This window comes from Streptomyces sp. NPDC054794 (genome assembly GCF_053611585.1).
On sequence record NZ_JBSHAQ010000064.1, the window covers coordinates 31,186 to 48,007 of the forward strand.

The 16,822-nt window shown below is 72.4% G+C and carries 17 protein-coding genes; 11 read left to right on the plus strand and 6 right to left on the minus strand.

The window, feature by feature from the left end:
- Position 1: 1 nt before the first annotated feature.
- The 4 genes from ACWGKT_RS41555 (at position 2) to ACWGKT_RS41570 (ending at position 3,527) form a co-directional block, all read left to right on the plus strand.
- Positions 2-1,078, plus strand: a complete 1,077-nt coding sequence (locus tag ACWGKT_RS41555) for an ABC transporter ATP-binding protein (protein WP_453277763.1) — start codon at positions 2-4, stop codon at positions 1,076-1,078.
- Positions 1,079-1,092: 14 nt separating this feature from the next.
- Positions 1,093-2,580 carry an HAD-IA family hydrolase gene (locus ACWGKT_RS41560; protein WP_453277764.1) on the plus strand — a complete coding sequence of 496 codons (1,488 nt, stop codon included), beginning with the start codon at positions 1,093-1,095 and terminating at the stop codon, positions 2,578-2,580.
- Between the two features lie 142 nt (positions 2,581-2,722).
- Entirely contained in the window at positions 2,723-2,998 is a 276-nt protein-coding gene (locus ACWGKT_RS41565) for a hypothetical protein (protein ID WP_453277765.1), read from the plus strand.
- 37 nt (positions 2,999-3,035) lie between these two features.
- On the plus strand, positions 3,036-3,527 hold the full coding sequence (locus ACWGKT_RS41570) for a hypothetical protein (RefSeq protein WP_453277766.1): 492 nt from the start codon (positions 3,036-3,038) through the stop codon (positions 3,525-3,527).
- A 70-nt stretch (positions 3,528-3,597) separates the two neighbouring features.
- Here the strand turns inward: ACWGKT_RS41570 and ACWGKT_RS41575 are convergent, their stop codons facing one another.
- Positions 3,598-6,270, minus strand: a complete 2,673-nt coding sequence (locus ACWGKT_RS41575) for a glycosyl hydrolase (protein ID WP_453277767.1) — start codon at positions 6,268-6,270, stop codon at positions 3,598-3,600.
- 186 nt (positions 6,271-6,456) lie between these two features.
- Positions 6,457-7,572: a GNAT family N-acetyltransferase gene (locus tag ACWGKT_RS41580; RefSeq protein WP_453277768.1), complete on the minus strand. Its 1,116-nt coding sequence runs from the start codon at positions 7,570-7,572 to the stop codon at positions 6,457-6,459.
- 409 nt (positions 7,573-7,981) lie between these two features.
- Here ACWGKT_RS41580 and ACWGKT_RS41585 point away from each other — a divergent pair, with 409 nt between their 5' ends.
- The 6 genes from ACWGKT_RS41585 (at position 7,982) to ACWGKT_RS41610 (ending at position 12,453) form a co-directional block, all read left to right on the plus strand.
- Complete coding sequence (locus tag ACWGKT_RS41585; RefSeq protein WP_453277769.1) at positions 7,982-8,677, plus strand: type 1 glutamine amidotransferase domain-containing protein; 696 nt, start codon at positions 7,982-7,984, stop codon at positions 8,675-8,677.
- Positions 8,678-8,964: 287 nt separating this feature from the next.
- Positions 8,965-9,690, plus strand: coding sequence for a DUF4232 domain-containing protein (locus tag ACWGKT_RS41590; RefSeq protein WP_453277770.1), 726 nt, complete (start codon positions 8,965-8,967; stop codon positions 9,688-9,690).
- A gap of 224 nt (positions 9,691-9,914) precedes the next feature.
- Positions 9,915-10,289, plus strand: coding sequence for a hypothetical protein (locus ACWGKT_RS41595; protein ID WP_356156028.1), 375 nt, complete (start codon positions 9,915-9,917; stop codon positions 10,287-10,289).
- Between the two features lie 204 nt (positions 10,290-10,493).
- Positions 10,494-10,862: an ArsR/SmtB family transcription factor gene (locus ACWGKT_RS41600; RefSeq protein ID WP_453277771.1), complete on the plus strand. Its 369-nt coding sequence runs from the start codon at positions 10,494-10,496 to the stop codon at positions 10,860-10,862.
- A 175-nt stretch (positions 10,863-11,037) separates the two neighbouring features.
- Complete coding sequence (locus ACWGKT_RS41605) at positions 11,038-11,862, plus strand: acyl carrier protein (RefSeq protein WP_453277772.1); 825 nt, start codon at positions 11,038-11,040, stop codon at positions 11,860-11,862.
- Between the two features lie 135 nt (positions 11,863-11,997).
- Positions 11,998-12,453, plus strand: a complete 456-nt coding sequence (locus tag ACWGKT_RS41610) for a tellurite resistance TerB family protein (protein WP_235453691.1) — start codon at positions 11,998-12,000, stop codon at positions 12,451-12,453.
- Positions 12,454-12,554: 101 nt separating this feature from the next.
- On the opposite strand, the gene ACWGKT_RS41615 is transcribed toward ACWGKT_RS41610, so the two are convergent.
- From ACWGKT_RS41615 to ACWGKT_RS41625, 3 genes are all read right to left on the minus strand, one after another.
- On the minus strand, positions 12,555-13,283 hold the full coding sequence (locus ACWGKT_RS41615; RefSeq protein ID WP_453277773.1) for a TIGR03943 family putative permease subunit: 729 nt from the start codon (positions 13,281-13,283) through the stop codon (positions 12,555-12,557).
- Positions 13,280-14,296, minus strand: coding sequence for a permease (locus ACWGKT_RS41620; RefSeq protein ID WP_453277774.1), 1,017 nt, complete (start codon positions 14,294-14,296; stop codon positions 13,280-13,282). Before ACWGKT_RS41620 ends, ACWGKT_RS41615 begins: the two co-directional genes overlap by 4 nt.
- Before the next feature lie 136 nt (positions 14,297-14,432).
- Complete coding sequence (locus tag ACWGKT_RS41625; protein ID WP_235453694.1) at positions 14,433-14,792, minus strand: ArsR/SmtB family transcription factor; 360 nt, start codon at positions 14,790-14,792, stop codon at positions 14,433-14,435.
- A gap of 139 nt (positions 14,793-14,931) precedes the next feature.
- Between ACWGKT_RS41625 and ACWGKT_RS41630 the strand changes: the two genes are divergently transcribed.
- Positions 14,932-16,293, plus strand: a complete 1,362-nt coding sequence (locus tag ACWGKT_RS41630) for an MFS transporter (RefSeq protein WP_453277775.1) — start codon at positions 14,932-14,934, stop codon at positions 16,291-16,293.
- An 18-nt stretch (positions 16,294-16,311) separates the two neighbouring features.
- On the opposite strand, the gene ACWGKT_RS41635 is transcribed toward ACWGKT_RS41630, so the two are convergent.
- Positions 16,312-16,707: a (2Fe-2S) ferredoxin domain-containing protein gene (locus ACWGKT_RS41635; protein ID WP_356156045.1), complete on the minus strand. Its 396-nt coding sequence runs from the start codon at positions 16,705-16,707 to the stop codon at positions 16,312-16,314.
- Positions 16,708-16,822: the final 115 nt, after the last annotated feature.

Sequence of the window (16,822 nt, forward strand, 5' to 3'; positions counted from 1 at the left end):
CATGACCGTCACCACGCTTGAGAAGGCGACCGCCGAGAAGGCCGCCACCGTCGAATTCCGGGGCCTGCGACGCGAGTTCGGGACCACCGTTGCCCTCGACGGACTCGACCTGACCGTCCGCCCGGGGGAGTTCCTGGCCCTGCTCGGCCCGTCCGGGTGCGGCAAGACGACCGCGCTGCGCATGCTCGCCGGCTTCGAGCAGCCCGACTCCGGCGCCGTGCTGGTGGACGGCGAGGACGTCACCCAGGTGCCGGCCCACCGCCGGGACGCCGGGATGGTCTTCCAGTCGTACAGCCTCTTCCCGCATCTGAACGCCGTGGACAACGTGGCCTTCGGACTGCGCATGCGCAAGGTCCGCACCGCCGAACGGCGCTCCCGTGCCGCCGAGTTGCTGGAACTGGTCGGCCTCGGCGACAAGGGAGAGCGGTTCCCGCACCAGCTCTCCGGCGGCCAGCAGCAGCGCATCGCGCTGGCCCGCGCCCTCGCCCTGCGCCCGCGCGTCCTGCTGCTCGACGAGCCGCTGTCGGCGCTGGACGCCAAGGTCCGGCTGACCCTGCGCGAGGAGATCCGCCGGCTCCAGCAGGAGCTCGGCATCACCACCCTCTTCGTCACCCACGACCAGGAGGAGGCCCTCTCGGTCGCCGACCGGGTCGCCGTCATGCGTGCCGGACGGCTCGAACAGTGCGCCGAGCCCGCCGAGTTGTACGGCCGTCCCGCCACCGCCTTCGTCGCCGAGTTCGTCGGCACGATGAGCCGGATCCCGGGCGAGCTGAAGGACGGCACCGTCGAGGTGCTCGGGCAGCGGCTGCCGGCCGACGGCGAGGCACCGAACGGCGCGGTCGACGTGCTGGTGCGGCCGGAGTCCGTCCAGGTGCGGGCCGACGAGCAGGGCAGCGCCCGGGTCGTCGCCGCCGCCTTCCTGGGCGCCGTCGTCCGGGTCACCGTACGGCTCGCCGACGGCACCGAGGCCAAGGCCGACCTGCCCGCCCACGAGGCCGCCGGGCTCGGCGCCGGATCCGCCGTCGGCGTGTCGCTGCCCGAGCGGCCGGTGCTGGTGGCCGAACGTATCCAGAAGTGAGGAACGACAACAACGTGACCCCCCACACCTCCGCACTCCCGCTGCAGGCCGTTCTGTTCGACATGGACGGCACGCTCGTCGACACCGAGCGGCTGTGGTGGGAGGCGGTCGAGCAGGTCGCCGGACGCCCGCTGGGCGAGGCCGACCAGCCGGAGGTGCTCGGCCGCCCCGTCGAGCACACCGCCGCCTGGCTCGCGGCCGCCGACGGCCGGGACGGCAGCGACCTCGCGGCCGAGCTGCACCGCGAGTTCGCCGACCGCGTCCGCACGGGCATCGTGCCCCGCCCCGGCGCCCTCGATCTGCTGGACGCGCTGGCCCGCGCCGGCATCCCCACCGCCCTGGTGACCGCGTCCCCGCGCGCGGTCGCCGACGTGGTGCTCGACGCGCTCGGGCCGGAGCGGTTCGCGGTCTCCGTCACGGCCGACGACACCAGCCGGACCAAGCCCGCCCCGGACCCCTACCTCGCCGCCTGCCGGGCCCTCGGCGTCGAGCCGGTGCGCTGCGTGGCGGTCGAGGACACCGAGACCGGCGTGGCCTCCGCCGAGGCGGCCGGCTGCGCGGTCCTGGCCGTGCCGTCCCTCGCGCCGATCGACAGCGCGCCCGGCCGGACCGTGCGCGACAGCCTCGTCGGCGTCACACCGAAGGAGCTGCGGAACATGGTCGCGCCGGAACTGCGGGTCATGTCCTGGAACCTCTGGCTCGGCGGCGCCGCGATCGACGACCACCGGGCCAAGCAGCTCAAGGTCGTCCTGGAGACGGGCGCGGACGTCGTCGGCCTCCAGGAGACGGCCGGCGCCTCGGCCCAGGAGCTCGCCGAGGCGCTGGGCTGGCACCACCACCGCGCCGGCGAGAACCTCGGCATCATCAGCCGTCACCCCATCACCGCCCGTTTCGGCGACCCGGACGTCGGCTTCTACGGTGCCGCGGGGGTACGGATCGAGGTCGCCCCCGGCCGCGAGGTGGACGTCTGGACCGCCCACCTCCACTACACGCCGTACGGGCCCTACGAGTCCGCGTTCGACGGGCTCCCGGCGGCGGAGCTGATCGCCCACGAGGAGGTGCGCCTCGCGCAGATGCGGGACACGCTGGGCCGGATCGCCGAGGCGGCCGACGACGCCGTACCCGTCGTCCTCGTCGGCGACTTCAACTGCCCCTCCCACCTGGACCGGGCGGAGGTCGAGTGGCCCGTGACCAAGGCCGCGCAGGAGGCGGGGTTCGCCGACTCCTACCGGGAGGCCCACCCGGACCCGGCCGCCGAGCCCGGACACACCTGGTCGCCGATCCACCCGGTGCACGAGGACGGCAGCGGGCGGCCCGAGCCGCAGGACCGGATCGACTTCGTCCTGCACCGGGGGCTCACGGCCCTCGACTCGCGGACCGTCGTGAGCGGCACGCCGCGGCCCTGGCCGGATGTCGCCGGCAACGAGTGGCCGTCGGACCACGCGGCCGTCCTCACCGTCTTCGCCGTGGGCCGGGCGCCGTTCGCCGTGGGCGGGGTCTGATCCGTCGACCGCCGGACCCGGCGCACCGGGAACAAACCGGGTCCGCCGGATGCTGCACCTGATACCCCGCCAGGTACGCGAGTCCCAGGGTGACCGATCGCCGACGGGAGCCGGTAGAGCATCCCGAGGAAGGGGCGATCCGATGAGGACGACGGCGACTGTAGCGACGACTGCGACGACGGAACAGGACCGGTCGGGTACGGCCGGTGACACGCGGCTGGTGACCTCCTGCGGCCGCCCGATAGCCGTGAAGTGCCTCCGTCTGGAGACGGCGGGCCGGCCCATCAGCCGGGTCACCCTGGATGTCGGCCGGGCTCAGGGCGGGGAACCGGGCATGTGGGCGGCCCTCACCCCCACGGAGGCACGTGACCTGGCCCGGCTCCTGCTGATCCACGCCGGGGTGGCCGAGACGTCCTGACCGCCCGACGGACGCGACCCCGCCGGAGCGTGTGGGCATGCTGGTGGACACGGGGGGCGGCCCGGGAGGTACGGACATGCGGTGGTGGACAGGAGTGTGCGTGGCCGCCGGGGTGGCCGTCCTGACGGCGTGCGGCGCCTCGGCGTCCGGCGGTGCGGCCGAGCCGTCCGAGCCCTCGGGCGCGGCCGGGAACTGTGCCGCCGGGCACGCGCAGGTCACCGTGGCCCCGGGTGATCCGGCCGTGCGCTCACTGTGCGTGCGGCCCGGGACGGTCGTGGCCCTGATGCTCAGGCCCCGGATCGACGACAAGCGGTGGACGGCCGTACACACCTCGGCGCCCGCCCTCGCCCTGCCGTCCGGCTGGCGGCTCGACCCGGACGGCACCGCGCACGCCTCGCTGCGCTGCGCTGCCGCCCGGTCCGGAGCGGCCCGGGTGACCGCGCTCGCGAAGGCGCCGGACATCGCCGGCGCGCCGCGCGTCGCCTTCACTCTCGACGTGCGGGTGGTGCCGTACGCGCGGGAGGGGTGACCCCGGCACCCGACGGCCCGTGAGCCGCCGGACACGGCCGAGCGCGGCCGGGATCACCCCCCTCCCCGGGTCAGTCGCAGTCGCGCACCTTGATGGCGCGGATGCCCCGGCCGTGCGTCGCCGCGTACAGGGTGCTGCCGTCGGGGCTCAGCTTCAACTGGAGCACGGCGACGGCCGGCAGCCCGCCGACCCGCTGCCAGCTCGTGCGGCCCGGCGCACGGTAGACGACACCGAGGTCGGTGGCGACGGCCAGGCCGCCGTTCGGTGTCACGACCGCGGAGTTGGTCGGCACGTCCGGGAGGTTCGTGGAGATGTCCTTCCAGGTGGTGCCGCCGTCCTTGGACTCGAAGACATGGCCGACGCCCGCGCCGGGCCCCTCCGTCCAGTGCCGGGAGAAGCCGTTGACCGCGAGGTAGACGTGGTCGGCGTCGTGGGGGTCGACGGCGAAGCCGCTGAGGTAGCGGTTGGGCACCGTGCCGTCCGCTCCGGTGGCGGGCAGCGTGATGTCGTGCCAGCCGGTGCCGTCCGCGTTGCCGACGGCGATGCCGCGGGCGAAGCCCTGGTTGTTGCAGGGGCCGCACCAGGCCGCGTAGACCTTGCCGCCGGAGGCCGCGACGGCCGTCGCGGTGCGGCCGGCGCCGAGGTCGTACAGGCTCTTCCACTCGGTGCCGCTGCGGATGGCGTAGCCGTGGGTCTGGACCCAGATGTGGCGGCCGCCGGCGATCCAGGTCGAGCTGCTGCGCATGTCGGCGGCGAGCGGCGCGATGAAGCGGGCCTCACTGGTCGTGTTGTCCGCCGGGGCGACGTTGTACGAGGTCACCTTGGTCGGGTCGGTGATCCAGGAGCCGTCGTTGACCGCGCAGTTCTGGGTCACCTGGACGGCGAGGTAGACGTACTCCTCGGCCATGTTGCACCCGTTGGCGGGATCGGTGAGGGTGTCGCCGCCGTCGCCGCCGAAGTTGGAGCCCATCACCGTGTCGTTGCCGCGCAGCAGGGACTGGCCGTTGTCCTGCAGACCGCCCGTGACCGAGTCACCGCCGTACGCCAGGTCCTTGCCGATGCCGACGGAGTAGTACTGGAGGGTGTCGATCGTGCCGTCGTTCAGCGAGGTCCAGTCGGTGGCGTGCCCGGCGGAGTCCTGGGAGCCGTCGACCGGGCGCCGGTAGGCGCCGCCGTCGTTGCCGACGTACACGAAGCTCTTGCCGTGGTGGCGGCCGATCGCGACGCCGTGCTGGTCGGAGTGGGTGGTGGGGTGGCAGTCGCCCGTCTGCTTGGCGGGGTCGATGCTCCAGCAGGAGAAGCCGAAGTTCCAGTACGGGCCGACCGTGGACCAGGTGTCGCCGCCGTCCTTGGACTCGTAGACCTCTTCGAGCCCGGCGTACACGTGCCGTGCGTCGCTCGGGTCGACGGTCAGGAACTGGTTGTACCAGGCCTGGATGCCGGGCATGTAGCCGCTGGAGGTCAGCGCCGAACCGCTGGCGGCCAGGCCCTTGTAGTCGGCGATCTTCGTCCAGGGGCCGGTGGGAGAACCGGACTTGGAGACGAAGATGCCTTCGAGACCGCTGTCCGGGTTGGTGTTCAGCTGCTCCGGCGACTGGTCGATGGCGTAGTAGCGCGAGCCGTCGGCGGAGCGCGCGAAGGTGACGTTGCCGACGCCGTCGGCGTCGGACGGCAGGTCACCCAGGCCGCTGGTGATCCGCGTCCAGGTGCCCCGCACCTTGGTGTAGAAGCCGTTGTAGTCGTCGCCACTGCGCCAGCCGACCGCCAGGACCACCTTCGAGGGGTCCTTCGGGTCGATCGCGATGTCGTTGGCGATGTTCTTGTACGCGGCCGACGGGTCGTTCGCCTTGGTGCCGCCCGGCAGGTAGTCGGGGTTGGGCGCGAACTCCAGCTTCCAGGCGCCGGTGATCTTCTTCGTGGAGTGGCTCCACACGCCCTCGCTGGTCGCCGCCCACACCTTGCCGCCGCCGAAGCGCAGCTCGTGGATGGTGGTGCTCTCCAGTTCGTCGCCGCCGACCCGGCCGCGCGTCGAGAAGGTGCCGTGGTGCGGGTCGGACAGCACGTACACGCCGCTGCCGAGGTACGCGTCCGCATTGGTCGTCGCCTCGCCCGTGCCCAGCCACAGCCGCCCGGCACCGTCGAGCGCGAGCGCGCCGGTGGACTGCGAGGGGAGCCGGTCGCTGACGGGCTGCCAGTGGCCGCCGCCGGAGCGCGAGCGCCACACACCGCCGCCGGCGCTCCCCGCGTACACGTACCCGTCGTCGTCGGCGGCCATCGCGGCCATCCGGCCGGTGACCCTGCCCGAGCCGCCACTGGAGTTGGAGTCGAAGTCCCGGTAGCGGGCGTCGTCGGAGTCGTAGGGCAGAGCGGTGAGATCGCGCCAGTTCCCGCCGGTGCGCGGCAGGTTGGTGAGGCTCCGCCAGGCGGCGCCGTAGGCGCCCGGCGCGACGATGCCGGGCGAGGTGCGGGCCTCGGCGTACTGGTCGGCGCCCTCGGCTATCTCGTCGGCCTCGTTGCCGTCGTCGTCCTCGGCGGTCAGCCTGGGGGTGACGGCATGCGCCGAGTGTGTGCGCTGCGCGGCGAGTCGCGCGAGGGTACGGGCCCCGAAGGGGCTGTTGTTGCCGCCCGGGGCGGCGGACGCGGGGAGCGCGACCAGGGCGGCGGACGCGGTGAGGGCGCAGGCCGTGAGCCAACGTCTCCTGCGCGCTGAAGTACGGGGCGAGGTGCGGGTTGCTGCTGACACCGGATCCTCCCGAACGGGCGTGGACACATCTCGCCGCAGACCCGATCACGCGAGGGAGGGAGCGTCCGGGATTTGGACAGCCCTTGACCAGAACCTGCCACAGGGGTGGGGTGCCCTGCGGGCGCGCACGGCCGGGCGCACCCGGCCCGGGGTGCGTCCGGTCCTCGCCGCTTCGGGGACGCGTGCTCAGCGGGCCCGGTCCCGCACCGGGCCGGCGACGGGGCGGCGCGAGGTGCGCAGGGTGCCGACCGTCTTCAGCAGCCGGTCGGCCGGCTCGCGCAGCCGTGGATGGGCCAGCACCGTGTTGCGCAGGCCGCGCACCGGTCGCCGCCACATCCGGTAGGCCGCGGCCACCGGGTGCGGACGCGCGGCGAACCCCTCCCCCACACTCAGTTCGCGGGTCTTGAGCCAGTCCTTGTACTCCTTGTCGCCCCGCCCCAGGTCCACCAGCGTCACGCCGTTGCGGGCCGCGGCCTCGGCCGTGCGCAGATGCATCATCAACCCCGGTGAGTAGTAATGCAGTTCGGGGTCGTACGCGGTGAACCAGGCGGCGAGCACCGTGCTCGACCGGGGGCCGAAGTGCGCGGCCACCGGCCGGTCACCGGCGTACAGCACGGACAGCACACCGGTGAAGTGCTCCTCCTGGACGTGGAAGAGATGGTCCACCAGATCGACGATCCAGGGCCGCGCGAACCGGTCCATCCGTCCCGTCCTGCGGTACTGGGCGGACTTCCACCGCATGAGCGTGCGCAGCATCCGCGGGTCGCGCTCGTCGAAGACGAACCGCACCTCGCCCACGTCCCGGCCGAGGCGCCGCTCCTTCTTCAGCGTCGTCTTGGCCAGCCCCGGGTACGTGGCCCGTAGCCACTCCGGATAACCGCCGTCACCCGGCTTCACATCGATCACCGGCGAGGAGAACCGCCCCGTGACGTACCGCGCGAACGGCTGCTGCTCCTCGACCAGGTGATCGAACTCGAAGATGGCGAGACCGCAGGCCCCGAGCAGGTCCTGGGCCTCCCAGGTGACCCCGGGGCGGTGCACGAGGGCCTGGCAGTCGGACAGTCCGAGACCGACGGCCCGGCCGACCCCCAGCGCGTCGCGCTCGTACGGCAGGAAGCCGACCGGTTCCCCGCCCTCCCGCAGGACCGCGACCTTCGCCCCGGCGCGATACCTGCCGATCCCGATCGCGAACTCGGGCGCCAGGAACGGGTTGGCGTACTCCGGCGACTCGTCCATCGCGCGGTGCCAGTCCCGGCGCAGCGCCGCGCTCAGCTCGCCGGGTCTGTGGATCGTGATGTCCACCTCAGATCGACCGCCCTTCCGGGAACTCCGCGGGAGAGAGTCCGGTGTCGGCGCGGGCCGGAAAGGCGTATGGATCACGGCTGTTGGATCGCATGGCGATCGTTCCCCCCTATGACGCGTAGTCCGCGCCCTGCCACTTCGTTCTCTGCCGCCGAACCGCCTCGGGTGCGCTTCGTCCGGCGGTCGATGACCGAGATTCCGATGTGTTGGCGATGCTCAAACGTCGCGAATCAGTACGCACGCTGTCAAGGGTGCCGGGCGCAACGAAATGCCACGGACTCGCCGGCCGCGGAGGGTATTCCCGCGGACCCATAGGAATGGCTATGCCAGACATTGGATTCCGCATTGGAAACCAATGTCGGGCGAGCCTACCGTCGAGCTCACACCCCTCCCCCTTGGAGAGAACCCCATGTCGAAGATCCTCTTTGTGATGACCGGCGTCGACCACTGGACGCTCGCCGACGGCACCAAGCACCCGACCGGCTTCTGGGCCGAGGAGGCCGTCGCCCCGTACCGGGCGTTCAAGGGCGCCGGGCACGAGATCGTCGTCGCCACCCCCGGCGGCGTCGTGCCCACCGTGGACCGCGGCAGCCTGGCGCCGGAGGTCAACGGCGGCCAGGAGGGCGCAGACGAGATCGCCGCCGCGCTCGCCACGATGACCGAACTGGACAGCCCGATCAGGCTGGAGGACGTGGACCTCGGCGACTACGCGGCCGTCTTCTACCCCGGCGGCCACGGCCCGATGGAGGACCTCGCCGTCAACGCCGACTCCGGCCGACTGCTCGTCGACGCACTCGGCTCGGGCAAGCCCCTCGCCGTCGTCTGCCACGGGCCGGCCGCGTTGCTGGCGGCCACCCGCGAGGACGGCTCCAACGCCTTCGCGGGCTACCGGGTTGCCGCGTTCACCAATGCCGAGGAGACGCAGGCCGGTCTCGCCGACCGGGCGAAGTGGCTCCTGGAGACCCGTCTCGTGGAGGCGGGCGTGGACGTCCGGGCGGGCGAGCCGTGGGCGCCGAACGTCGTCGTCGACCGCAACCTCTTCACCGGGCAGAACCCGGCCTCCTCCGCCCCGCTCGCCGCCCAGTTCCTCAAGACGCTGGCCTGAGCCACGGGCGCCGCCCCGGGGTGCGACAGGGCATATCGGCACATACGATGGACAAACGTTTCCCGGTGAGCGGCAGTTCACGCGGTGCGGTACCACCGAGCGGATCCGGCACCGAAAAGGCCGGGACGCCGCCCGCGCGCACCCGGTCTCCCGCACCGCGCGCCTCGCTCCTGTCACCGCCACGTAACAGGTGATCAACAGCGGAAACCCGGCGTCCGAAAGTCCTGTCTCCCTCGACGAGTGCCGGCGAACAGGCCGGCCCGTGCGAACCGATATCGGGGGGCCTCATGAAGTACGGAAACAACATCCGCAGAGCCGCGCTGGCGGTGGCCGCGGTCTCGGCAGCGCTGACGGTGACGGCGTGCCAGGCGGACGACGACGCGGCGGGCGGCGCTCCGTCGCAGACGTCGAGCGCGACCGCCTCCGCGGCGTCCGGCGCCCCGGCCTCGAAGCCGTCCCCCGCGGGCGCTTCGTCCGCACCGGGCAAGGGCACCTCCGGCGGAACCGGGTCCGGCTCCGGGACGGGCTCCGGAACCGGCTCCGGTTCCGGCGGCTCCTCCGGCAGTACGGCGAAGACCTGCCCCGTGACCGCTCTGAACGTGGTCGCGTACCAGGCCGCCAACCGTCCGCCCGGCACCGGAACCGGCGCGGCGATCGTCGAGTTCACGAACGCCTCCGGCCAAGCCTGTGTCGTGCAGGGCCACCCGACGGTGGCCGCCGCGGGCAACGGTTCGCCGCAGCACAACAAGCCCCTGTCCGTGACCCCCAAGGGCTCCGCGTCCCCGGTGCGGCTGGCGCCGGGCGGCAAGGCCTACGCGAAGCTGACCTTCGTCCAGGTCCAGGGCGAGGCGGACGGCTACTGCAAGTCCGGCGCCCAGCCCTCCGTGTACCCGACGATGGTGATCGGCCTTCCGGGCTCCGGTGCCCACCAAGTCGCCCTCCAGGACGGCCAGTTGGCCGAGTGCGACGACACGGTCACCGTCACCGCGGTGTCCGCGGCGAAGCCCTCCTGACCCCTGCCGTGGGTGAAGCGGACCGTGCGGCGGTCCGCCTCGCCCACGCCGACCGGCATCAGTTGACGTACATCGGCGATCAAAAGCCCGCACAGAGTTACGCACTTCGAAGCTCCTTGCACCAGTCCCGGAGCACGCCGTCTCCCCGGCGGTCGCTCTCCGTACGGTTCGGGACACGAACGGACCGGAGAAGCCCGGTCCGCGGAGCAGGCAGGAGCTGCGCCATGGCGAATGTGGAGATCTCCCTCAAGGAAACGATGGCGGGGATCGAGGGGGCTCTGGGGGCCGCCGTCGTCGACTACACCAGCGGGATGGCCCTCGGCACCCTGGGGGGAGGCAAGGGACTTGACCTCAACGTGGCCGCGGCGGGGAACACCGACGTGATCCGCGCCAAGGTCCGCACGATGGAACATCTCGGCCTCAAAGGCGAGATCGAGGACATCCTGATCACGCTGGAGAGCCAGTACCACCTGATCCGGCTCATCCAGGGACGCATGGGTGCCGGACTCTTCCTGTACCTCGTCCTCGACAAGGCGCGATCCAACCTGGCCATGGCCCGGCACCAGCTCAAGCGCGTCGCGGCCGAGTTGGAGGTGTAGCCGCAGCACACGCGCCCGGGTTTCCGCATGCCCATGGATTGAAGATTTCTTCATCTCGACACATCCAGATCCACACATGCCACGGGTGTGCGGGACCCGGAGCCGCGAACATCAGCGAGAGGGAGTTCGAAGGCGGCGGTTCGCGCGGGCCGCCGCGCCGTCGAGAAGACACCCCACGAGAGCGGCAGGGAGCGAGCGATCCACATGCAGGTCCCCCTCTACCAGGCCAAGGCCGAGTTCTTCCGCATGCTCGGACACCCCGTACGCATCAGGGTGCTCGAACTCCTGCAGAACGGCCCCGTCCCCGTACGGGACCTGCTCGCCGAGATCGAGATCGAGCCGTCGAGCCTCTCGCAACAGCTCGCCGTGCTGCGCCGCTCCGGAATCGTCGTCTCCATCCGGGAGGGCTCCACCGTCCGCTACGCGCTCGCCGGCGGCGACGTCGCCGAACTGCTGCGCGCGGCGCGCCGCATCCTGACCGAACTCCTGGCGGGCCAGAACGAGTTGCTGGCCGAACTGCGCCAGGCCGACCGCCCGGTGCCGGTGTCCCACGGCAGTGCGAATCCGCCGTGAGCGCTCCCCACGGACAACGGCGGGCGACCTGCCGAGAAACGCCGTGTGTCCACCCCGTGCACTCCGTGCTGCCCTACAACCCCCGACGTGTCCCCCGTGTCGAACCCCGCGCCGGACCACACCGCCGGCACGACCCGACACCAGGACAACGGACTTTCCCAGCATCGGAGTTCACGTGCCCAAGTGTCTTCCGGCCGCCGTGCGGCCCACCGCGATAGCCACCCTCGCCCTGGCCACCGTCGTGGTCGGGACGCCGGCCGCGCACGGGGCGGGCAACGCCCCCGCGCCGGACGTCCCGCCGCAGGAGGCGTACCTCGTGACGCTCTCCGCCGCCCCGACGTCGACCGACTTCGGCCACCGCACCGTCGACCTGACCGGCACCCTGAGCCGCGCCGACGGCACACCGATGGCCGACGCGCCGGTCGAACTCGGCGAGGGCCTCATGTACAACACCTGGAACCCGTGGGGCGACCCCATCGACCCCACCGAGTGGGAGGCCCGCTCCCTGGGCACCGTCCGCACCGACGCGAACGGACGGTTCTCCCTGCCGGGCATCAAGGCCGACCGCTGGCAGGGCACCGACAGCCCCCTTCTCTCCCCCGCTCACGAGGTGGAGTTCGACGCCTCCTACCACCCCGATCCGACGGACATGCGTTTCGCCTTCGCCCGCGCCACGGTCGGCGTCAAGACCGTCGACAGCAAACTCACCTACCGGGTCAATCGGACCACGGTGCGCCCCGGTGTCGGCCTGACCGTCACCGGAAAGGTCTCCTGGCCCGAGGGGCACGGCCCGGTCGCCGGCACCCGCGTGCTGCTGCGGACGTACTGGGAGAACGAGTACAACGCGCAGACCACCGCCGACGCGAAGGGCAACTTCACCATTCACACCAAGATCCGGTCCTACGACGACACGTTCGTACTCTTCTCGGCGCCCAAGGACTACTACATCGACGGCGACGGCAAGGCCCTGCCGGTCAAGAACATCACCAGGTCGAGGTAGATCCACGATCAGGGACGCCGGGCCGGAACGACGGCGGCGCTTCGAACGTAGACAGGAGGGGGAGGAAGCCCTGGCCCGACACCCCTTCCTGATAATTTCTACGCAGCTGTAGAACCTCAACCGTCTGGAGTTCTCATGGCCCTGTGGGACCGCGTCAAGGAGTCCGCATCTCAGATGCAGACCCAGCTGGTCGCGAAGAAGAACGACCTGAAGAGCGGCGCCTTCCGCGACGCGAGCATGGCGATGTGCGCACTGGTCGCGGCGGCCGACGGCAGCGTCGACCCCTCCGAGCGGCAGCGCGTGGCACAGCTGATCGCCACCAACGAGGTGCTGCAGAACTTCCCGGCCGACGACCTGCGCCGCCGCTTCGAGGAGAACCTCAACAAGCTCACGGCCGACTTCGCGTTCGGCAAGGTGAGTGTGTTGCAGGAGGTCGCCAAGGCCAAGAAGAAGCCCGCCGAGGCCCGTGCCGTCATCCAGATCGGCATCGTCATCGGTGGCGCCGACGGCAACTTCGACAAGGACGAGCAGGCCGTCGTGCGCGAGGCGTGCTTCACGCTCGACCTGCCGCCGCACGAGTTCGACCTCTGAGCGCGGGCGGCCCCCGAACCGGGCGAGGTTCAGCGCAACCTCCTCCCGGCTCGGGGGCCGGCCGGGAGCGCTGCCGGTGAGGCGTCCGGTCCCGCTCGGACTCAGGACGGCGTCAGCGGCAGGTCGTCCGTGAACGCGTTGACCGGTTGGGCCATGGGCCGCAGGGCGCGGGCGTCGAGGGCCGCCTCCGCCGACCGCGTACCGAGCGTGCCTCTCGCGTGCCAAGTGCCGGTCACCCTCAGCCAGGTGTTGGGCGCCGGGACCTCGGTCCCGTACACCCGGACCTTGACGGTCTGGGAGTCGGCGGCGCAGCACGTGAAGATGATCCGGGTCAGATACCAGCCGCCGCCCTGGCCGGCCGGGCTGGCGAAGCCGGTCAGCTGGACCGTGCGGTTCCTGACGGAGAGCGTGCGGTCCTGCTGGACGCGGGTGGTGAAGTCGGTGAGCGTCAGGGGCACGGGCGAGGTCGCGGGCAGCGGGTCGAACCGCTTCTGCTGCCGGACGGCCTTGGTGCCGGAGTGCGCGGCGGTGTACGCGCCGAGGGCCGGCGGGGCGTAGACGAGCAGGCTGAGGGCGGGGAGGAGCAGCAGCCACGCGACACGGGGCGCGCTGGAGTGGTCGTGGCCGTGCGTGTGTCCCGCGTGGGCGTCGGCGCGCCGGTCCAGGACCGCGGCGGTCGGGCCGAGCAGCGTCAGCAGGACTCCGCAGGCGATCAGCAGCGGGCGCAGGCCTTCCTTGACGTAGCGCAGGTAGAGGTCCGTGAAGAGGGCGATGTGCAGCAGGCCGACTCCGGTGAGGACCAGCAGCAGGACCTGGGCATGGCGTTTCACAGCAGCGCGCCTCCGATCAGGACGCTGGAGAGGACCGCCACCACGGTGGTCGCCCCGGAGAAGCGCCAGGCGAAGGCCCGCCCGAAGGTGCCCGCCTGAAGGGCGATCAGTTTCAGGTCCACCATGGGGCCGACCACCAGGAACGCGAGCCGCGCGGTCGGCGAGAAGCCGGTGAGCGAGGCCGCGACGAAGGCGTCGGCCTCCGAGCAGACCGCGAGCAGCACGGCGAGGGCGGCCAGGAAGAGCACCGAGAGCCAGGGCGAACCGGAGAAGGTGTCGAGGACGGAGCGCGGGACCATGACGTTGAAGGTCGCCGCGGCCATGGCACCCAGCACGAGAAACCCGCCGGCGTGCAGGAAGTCGTGCTGGAAGCCGAGCCGGAACTCGCTCCAGCGGCTGTGTCCGTGCCGGTGGCCCGTGTGCCGGACACCGGCCCGCAGCCACTCGTCCTTGCCCAGCCAGAGCCACAGCCAGCCCATCACCGCGGCCGTGGTGAGCGAGGCGAGCAGCCGGGCGGCGACCATCGCGGGACTGTTGGGGAAGGCGACGGCCGTGGCGGTCAGGACGACGGGGTTGATCGCGGGCGCGGAGAGCAGGAAGGCGAAGGCGGCGGCCGGGGTGACGCCCCGCCGGATCAGGCTGTGGGCGACCGGCACGGAGGCGCACTCACAGCCGGGCAGCACCGCGCCCGCCACACCGGCCACCGGAACCGCGAGGGCCGGACGCCGGGGCAGTGCCCTGGTGAACAGATCGGCGGGTACGAAGGCGTTGATCGCGCCGGACAGGACGGTGCCGAGCAGCAGGAAGGGCAGCGCCTGGACGGTGATGGCCAGACAGACGGTCCGCCACGCCGCCACGGCCGGTTCGTCCAGCCACTGGACTCCGGTGACCGCGAGCACCACCGCCGCCGCGCCGAGGGCGAACGCGGCGGCGACGGGCCGTGCGAGCCGGCGGCGCCGGAGGGCCCCCACGCCCGCGACCGCCACCCCGCCCTGCGCCTCCACACCCGGCATACCAACCAGATCATCCGTTTTTGGCATATTTACTCCAAATATCGGATTTCTGGCTGAAGATAAGCGACGCGGACGGCCATCGCGGCGCGCACACGCCGCCCCTTACGAATTGATGGGCTCAGCCGTGCCGTCGGGCTCAGTCGTGCGGGGCCGTGCCGGTCACCCGGTGGTCGGCGTGGCTGAGCGCCTCCATCACCAGTCGCCGCAGATGACCGTCGCGGAGGCTGTAGTAGACGTGCCGCCCCTCGCGCCGGGTCTCCACCAGTCCGGCCAGCCGCAGCTTGGCCAGGTGCTGACTGACCGCCGTCCGCGAGGCCGCGCAGCGCTCGGTGAGCGAGCCGACGTCCGACTCGCCCTGGGCGAGGAGCCAGAGCAGGTGCAGTCGGGTCGCATCGGAGAGCAGCGCGAACACCTCGGTGGCCTTCGCGAGGCGCGTGCTGTCCGGCGGACGCAGATGCGCATCAGGCGCAGGTGGCAGGGGTTCGCGAGCAGGCATGCACACAGCGTAGAGGCCTGAACCGGGCGTCGCGGACGCTCTCGACAGCGAGCCGAAATCTTCATGTGCGCAGATGCGCACCTATGGATACAGTGGAGAGCAGTCGCGCCCATCGCGCCTCGCCCGGGAGACCCGCCCCATGCTCTCCGTACTGCGCAACCGCGCCTACCGCCATCTCTTCACCGCCCAGGTCATCGCCCTGGTCGGCACCGGTCTGGCCACGGTGGCGCTGGGCCTGCTCGCCTACGACATCGCGGGGGCCGACGCGGGCTCGGTGCTCGGCACGGCGCTCGCGATCAAGATGGTCGCGTACGTGACGATCGCCCCGGCGGCGGGCGCGCTCGCGGACCGGCTGCCCCGCCGGGCCCTGCTGGCCGGTGCGGACCTGATCCGCGCCGGGACCGCCCTCGCCCTGCCGTTCGTGGACCAGGTCTGGCAGATTTACGTGCTGATCTTCCTGCTCCAGTCGGCGTCCGCCGTGTTCACGCCCACTTTCCAGGCGGTCGTCCCGGACGTGCTGCCCGCCGAGCGCGACTACACCAGCGCCCTGTCGCTGTCCCGCCTCGCCTACGATCTGGAGAGCCTGTTCAGCCCCACGCTCGCCGCCGCGCTGCTCACCCTGGTCACGTACAACTGGCTGTTCCTGGGCACGGTCGCCGGTTTCCTGGCCTCGGCGGCGCTCGTGATCTCCGCGGTCCTGCCGAAACCGCGCACGGCCCCCGAGCCCCGCACGGCGCCCGGGCGGCGGACCGGCGGTGGCTTCGCCCGGACCACCGCCGGCACCCGCCTCTTCTTCGCCCTCCCCCAGCTGCGCGCCCTGCTGCTGCTCAATCTGGCGGTGGCGGCGGCGAGCGCCATGGTCACGGTCAACAGCGTCGTCTACGTCCGCGCGCACCTGGGGCGCGGCGCGACCGACGTGTCGCTGGCGCTCGGCGCGTACGGGGGCGGGTCCATGGTCGTCGCCCTGCTGCTGCCCCGGGTGCTCGACCGCGTCCGCGACCGCACGGTGATGCTGTGCGGCGCGCTCGCACTGCCCCTGGTCTTCGCCGGCCTCGGCGTCCTCACGACGGCTCGCGGCGGCGGCTGGCGGTGGCCCGCGCTGCTGCTGATCTGGGCCGCCTTCGGTGCCGCGTGCTCGCTGGTGCTCACGCCGACCGGGCGGCTGATCCGCCGCTCGGCCCCGCCCGAGGGGCGCGCGTCGGCGTTCGCGGCCCAGTTCTCGCTCTCCCACGGCTGCTGGCTGCTGACGTACCCGCTGGCCGGCGGGCTCGGCGCGGCGGCGGGCCCGCGCTCCGCGGTGGTCGTGCTCGGCGCGCTCGCCCTGGCCGGCGGGCTCTCGGCGATGCGGCTGTGGCCGCCGGCGCAGGCCGAGCCCGGGGTCGTGCACGAGCACACCGGCCTGCGGGCGGACCACCCGCATCTCGCGGACGCCGTACGGGTGCGGGGCGCCTGGCGGCACAGTCACGGCCGCCTGCCGGACGGGCTGCACGCCCACCCGTGACGGCCCCGCGGACCGCGGTCAGCCCTCGACGGCCTTCCGCACCCGACGGGGCGGCGCGAACACGTACAGGTCGAGGATCCCGGGCGGATCGGCGAGACCCGGCCCGCCGTCCCGGACCCAGCCGGCGATGTCGGCGTTCGCGTCGGGGTCGTTGACGAGCCCGAGCCACACCGGCCGCCCGCCCGCGGCCCGACCGGCCGAGGAGGGCTGTACGACGACGACGTTGGCGTGCTCGCACGCGTCGATGCAGTCGACCGCCCGAACCTGGGCGACCTCCCCCAACTCGGCTTTCAGGAAAGACAGTTGGGCGGCGTGGTCGACACCGGGGATCTTCTCCGTGCCGCAGCAGCAGCCCCGGCAGACGGTGACCGTGCACCGGGACGCGCCCTGCGCGGGAACCGGGCGGCGGCTCACCGGGCGGCCGTCTTCGGCGCCGACTCATGCGGCGGTCGCGGTCCGTCGAGACGGGCGGCGGGCGCCGCCACTGTGACGGGATGCGGTACGACGGGCTTCCGGGCGGGCCGGGACA